The sequence below is a fragment of the Nitrococcus sp. genome (genome assembly GCF_059432795.1).
In genome coordinates this window covers 1-3,842 of the sequence record NZ_JBXWZQ010000047.1, presented here as the reverse complement: position 1 = coordinate 3,842, position 3,842 = coordinate 1, and the positions used below count along the sequence as shown (strand labels likewise).

Sequence of the window (3,842 nt, the reverse complement as noted above, 5' to 3'; positions counted from 1 at the left end):
ATGATACGGCGACCACCGAGATCTACACTCGTCTGACTTCGTCGGCAGCGTCATCTGACTATCCCCTGCGAGATGTGTATAAGAGACAGGACTATCCCCTGCGAGATGTGTATAAGAGACAGGCTGTGGTCCCGGCCCAGTGCTCGCCGCGATGCTGCGCGAGCAGGGTCATCAGGTCGCGCTCTACGATCCGTTCTTCCAGCCCGACCCTGCCGTGTTGCAGCGCCGTTACGACTTCATCACCTGCACCGAGGTGTGGGAACATTTGCATCGACCGGCCGCGGAATTCCGGCGCTTGCACGCGCTGCTCGAGCCGGGCGGCTGGCTGGGTGTGATGACGCGCTTGCAGACCGACGACAGCCGCTTCGCCAACTGGCACTACCGCCGCGACCCGACCCATGTCGTGTTCTACCGCGTCCACACGCTGCACGACATCGCACGGCGCTTCGGCTGGGGATGCGAGATCCTGGCGCCCGATGCGGCATTGTTCCGTCGTGGTGCGGATTGAATGCTGCCTGGCAGTCCGTCGGACTTAGGATGAATCTGCGGTAGTGGTGGTATAGGGGCCAAAATGAGTGCGTATTCTCGTTGAATAGCCCCACTATCGCCCTCGAATGCGCGCCCAACAATGAAAGATCAACAGGCCCTAAGTCCGACAGGCTGCTGGAACAACGTGCCTGAATGGAGGCGCAGAATGTACCGACGCTCGGACGCCCTCAGTGATGGCTGTTAGAATCAGCGCCCCCGAGTTCCTGGAAGCCCTGTACGCTTGAACGCCGTCCCCGACAAGCTCAATCGCGACCCGCGCAAGCTGCGCCACGAAGCGGGCAAGCTGCAGCAGCGTCTGCGCCGCCAGGCCGGCCGCGCGATCGGTGATTTCAACATGATCGGCGCAGGCGACCGGGTCATGGTGTGCCTTTCCGGCGGCAAGGACTCCTACACGATGCTCGATCTGCTGCTGAGCCTGCGCGAGCGTGCACCGGTCGATTTCGAACTCATTGCCGTGCATCTCGATCAGAAGCAGCCGGGCTATCCGCCCGCGGTCATGGCCGACTACCTGGCCGGACTCGACATCGAGCACCACATCGTCGAGCAGGACACCTACGCCGTGGTCAAGCGGGTGGTGCCGGAAGGCCGCACGATGTGCGGGCTCTGCTCACGGCTGCGTCGCGGCATTCTCTACACCTTTGCTGCCGAGCACGGCATCACCCGCATCGCTCTCGGCCACCACCGCGACGACATCATCGAAACCCTGTTTCTGAACATGTTCTTCGGCGCCAAGCTCAAGGCCATGCCGCCCAAGCTACGCAGTGACGACGGCCGCAATGTCGTCATCCGGCCGTTGGCTTATTGTCGGGAAGCGGACATTGCCCGCTACGCGGCCAGCCGGGAGTTCCCGATCATTCCCTGCAACCTGTGCGGTAGTCAGGAACACCTGCAGCGCGTCAAGATCAAGTCCATGCTGCAGGACTGGGAGCGCGAGCATCCGGGGCGTGTCGAGAATGTGTTTCGCAGCCTGCAGGCCGTGGTGCCTTCGCACCTGGCCGATCCTGCCCTGTTCGACTTTGGCGCACTCGGTGCGGCCGAGGCGTCGCCCAGTGACGCTCGGGCCTGGCTGTTGGGCGGCGCCGACGAGAGCTGACCGGGCGGCGGTTCAGGGCGCGGCCGCGTTTTCTGCGTAGCGTTGACGCAAGTCGTGCTTGAGGATTTTACCGACGGGGGATTTGGGCAAGGCATCGGCAAAAACCACGCGGCGCGGGATTTTGTAGCCTGTCAGGCGTTCGCGACACCAGCGCACCAGGTCATCTTCGGTCAGCGCCGGATCGGCGCGCACCACGATCAGACAGACGCTTTCCCCCGAATGGGTATCGGTTTCTCCGATGGCGGCCGCCTCACGCACGCCCGGGTGAGCGACGACCACGTCCTCGATTTCGGCCGGGTAGACATTGAAACCCGAAACGACGATGACGTCTTTCTTGCGATCGACCAGATAAAGGTAGCCCGCGCTGTCGATGCGCGCGACGTCACCCGTGTGCAGCCAGCCGTCTGCGTCGAGGACACGGGCGGTCTCGTTGTCATCGTTCCAGTAGCCTTGCATGATCTGCGGGCCGCGCACCAGGAGTTCGCCGGCTTCCTCGACGCCGCGTTCCCGGCCGTCTTCGTCGATGATTGCAATGTCCGTCGAAGGTACGGGCAGGCCGATCGAACCGGTGAAAGTGTCGACGTCATGACGATTGACAGTGACCACCGGCGACGCTTCGGTCAAACCGTAGCCCTCGGCGAGCACGCATCCGGTGACCGCTTGCCAGCGCTCGGCGACGACGCGTTGTACGGCCATGCCGCCGGCACTGGTGAACTTGAGGCCGCTGAAATCGAGCTGCGCGAAGTCGGGATGGTCGAGCAGAGCGCTGAACAGGGTGTTGACCCCTGTCATGGTAGTGAACGGCACCCGGGCGAGTTCCTTGACGAAGCGTTTGAGATCGCGCGGGTCGGTGATCAGATAGACGAGCCCCCCCGCAGCGAGGGTCACGAAGCAGTTCGTAGTCAATGCGTAGATGTGATAGAGCGGCAGTGCGGTAATCACGACTTCGTGGCCACGCTCGGTGTGGTCATGGAACCAGGCGGAGACCTGGGCCACATTGGCGACGATATTGCCATGGGACAACATGGCAGCCTTGGGACGACCGGTGGTGCCGCCGGTATATTGCAGGAACGCGATGTCGTCTGCACCGAGTGCCGGAGCGATGAAATCCAGGCTGGCGCCGTGCGTCAGTGCGGCACTCAGTTTCACACTCGATGCCGGTGCGGCCGTGCGACCAGCGGCTCGCCGCCGTGCGAGGGCATTGAACAAGCAGCCTTTCCAGCGCGGCATGCAATCACCGAGAGAGGCAACAAGGAGATGCGCCGGGCGGTGGCTGTCAGGCAGGGCTGCGACCGTGCGCAGGGTCTGCGTGAAAACGACCAGCACCTTGGCGGCGGCATCGCCGAGTACGTGAGTGAGTTCGGCGGCGGTGTACAAGGGGTTGGTATTGACCACCGTCGCGCCGGCGCGCAGCGCGCCGAGCAGAACGACCGGGTAGGCCAGCACATTCGGCATCATCAATGCGATGCGATCTCCCGGTTCGACGCCGCAGACTGTTTGCAGATAGGCCGCGAAGTCGCGCGACCTGCGTGCGAGCGTGGCGTAATCGATGCGGGTACCGAAGTTGCCGAGCGCCGGCCGGTCATCGAATTCGCGGCAGGCGGCATCGACGAGGTCGACCAGCGATTGATGACGCTGCGGGGCGATCGTTGCAGGAACGCCGGGTGGATAACTTGCGAGCCAAATCTTGTCCATGCGACGAGCTGCTTGCGTGCTGTTCGGAATAGCCTGCCGGTTCCGGACCTTCGGCGTCTGCGCACGGTTCTCAGTCACGCACGACGAGGCGCCTTGTAGATCCGTGCTCTCTCTTCGACACTATACGCCTCTCCCAATCTTGTCGAGACCGCAAAAAAAGCCACGTAGAGAAGGGAATTAGCTCGTGGAAATCGGATGGTCAGTGTTGCTGGCAGTGCGCCGGTTCATCGCGATAAGCGAACTGGGCCAGGAGGAGGTCGATTTGCTCGAGATGCTCACCATACAGTGCGGCCAGTCCGGTGCTGTCGTGAGGATCGAGAGCGCGCAGGTCGCGAATCATGGCGAGGAAGTTGTTGCGATCGAGCTGCAGCTGTTCGTGGCGCGCGCTGAGTTCGGCGTCGTAAGCGCGCACAAGCTGCTCGAGGCAACAGCTGCGGGTGGCGGGCGGCGGCGCTCGAAATAGCACTATGGCAGTCGTCAGGGGTGGTTCTCATTGGCACGTGTC

Annotated in this window: 3 protein-coding genes and 1 pseudogene; 3 read left to right on the top strand and 1 reads right to left on the bottom strand. The window is 62.9% G+C overall.

The genetic code is table 11. From position 1 onward, the window contains the following. Positions 1–127: 127 nt before the first annotated feature. Positions 128–508, top strand: a pseudogene (locus tag AC52Q4_RS04145) (class I SAM-dependent methyltransferase); the annotation flags it as partial. 261 nt (positions 509–769) lie between these two features. Then, positions 770–1,642, top strand: a complete 873-nt coding sequence (ttcA, locus tag AC52Q4_RS04140; RefSeq protein WP_495535541.1) for a tRNA 2-thiocytidine(32) synthetase TtcA — start codon at positions 770–772, stop codon at positions 1,640–1,642. Positions 1,643–1,654: 12 nt separating this feature from the next. On the opposite strand, the gene AC52Q4_RS04135 is transcribed toward ttcA, so the two are convergent. Continuing rightward, complete coding sequence (locus tag AC52Q4_RS04135; protein WP_495535540.1) at positions 1,655–3,337, bottom strand: AMP-binding protein; 1,683 nt, start codon at positions 3,335–3,337, stop codon at positions 1,655–1,657. A 184-nt stretch (positions 3,338–3,521) separates the two neighbouring features. Between AC52Q4_RS04135 and AC52Q4_RS04130 the strand changes: the two genes are divergently transcribed. Continuing rightward, a complete protein-coding gene (locus tag AC52Q4_RS04130) occupies positions 3,522–3,800 on the top strand; it encodes a hypothetical protein (RefSeq protein WP_495535539.1) in 279 nt (92 codons plus the stop codon). The last annotated feature ends 42 nt before the right edge of the window (positions 3,801–3,842 follow it).

Coding starts and splice junctions, on each gene's coding strand:
- AC52Q4_RS04135 (WP_495535540.1), bottom strand. CDS start 3,337: ATGGACAAGATTTGGCTCGCAAGTTATCCACCCGGCGTTCCTGCAACG.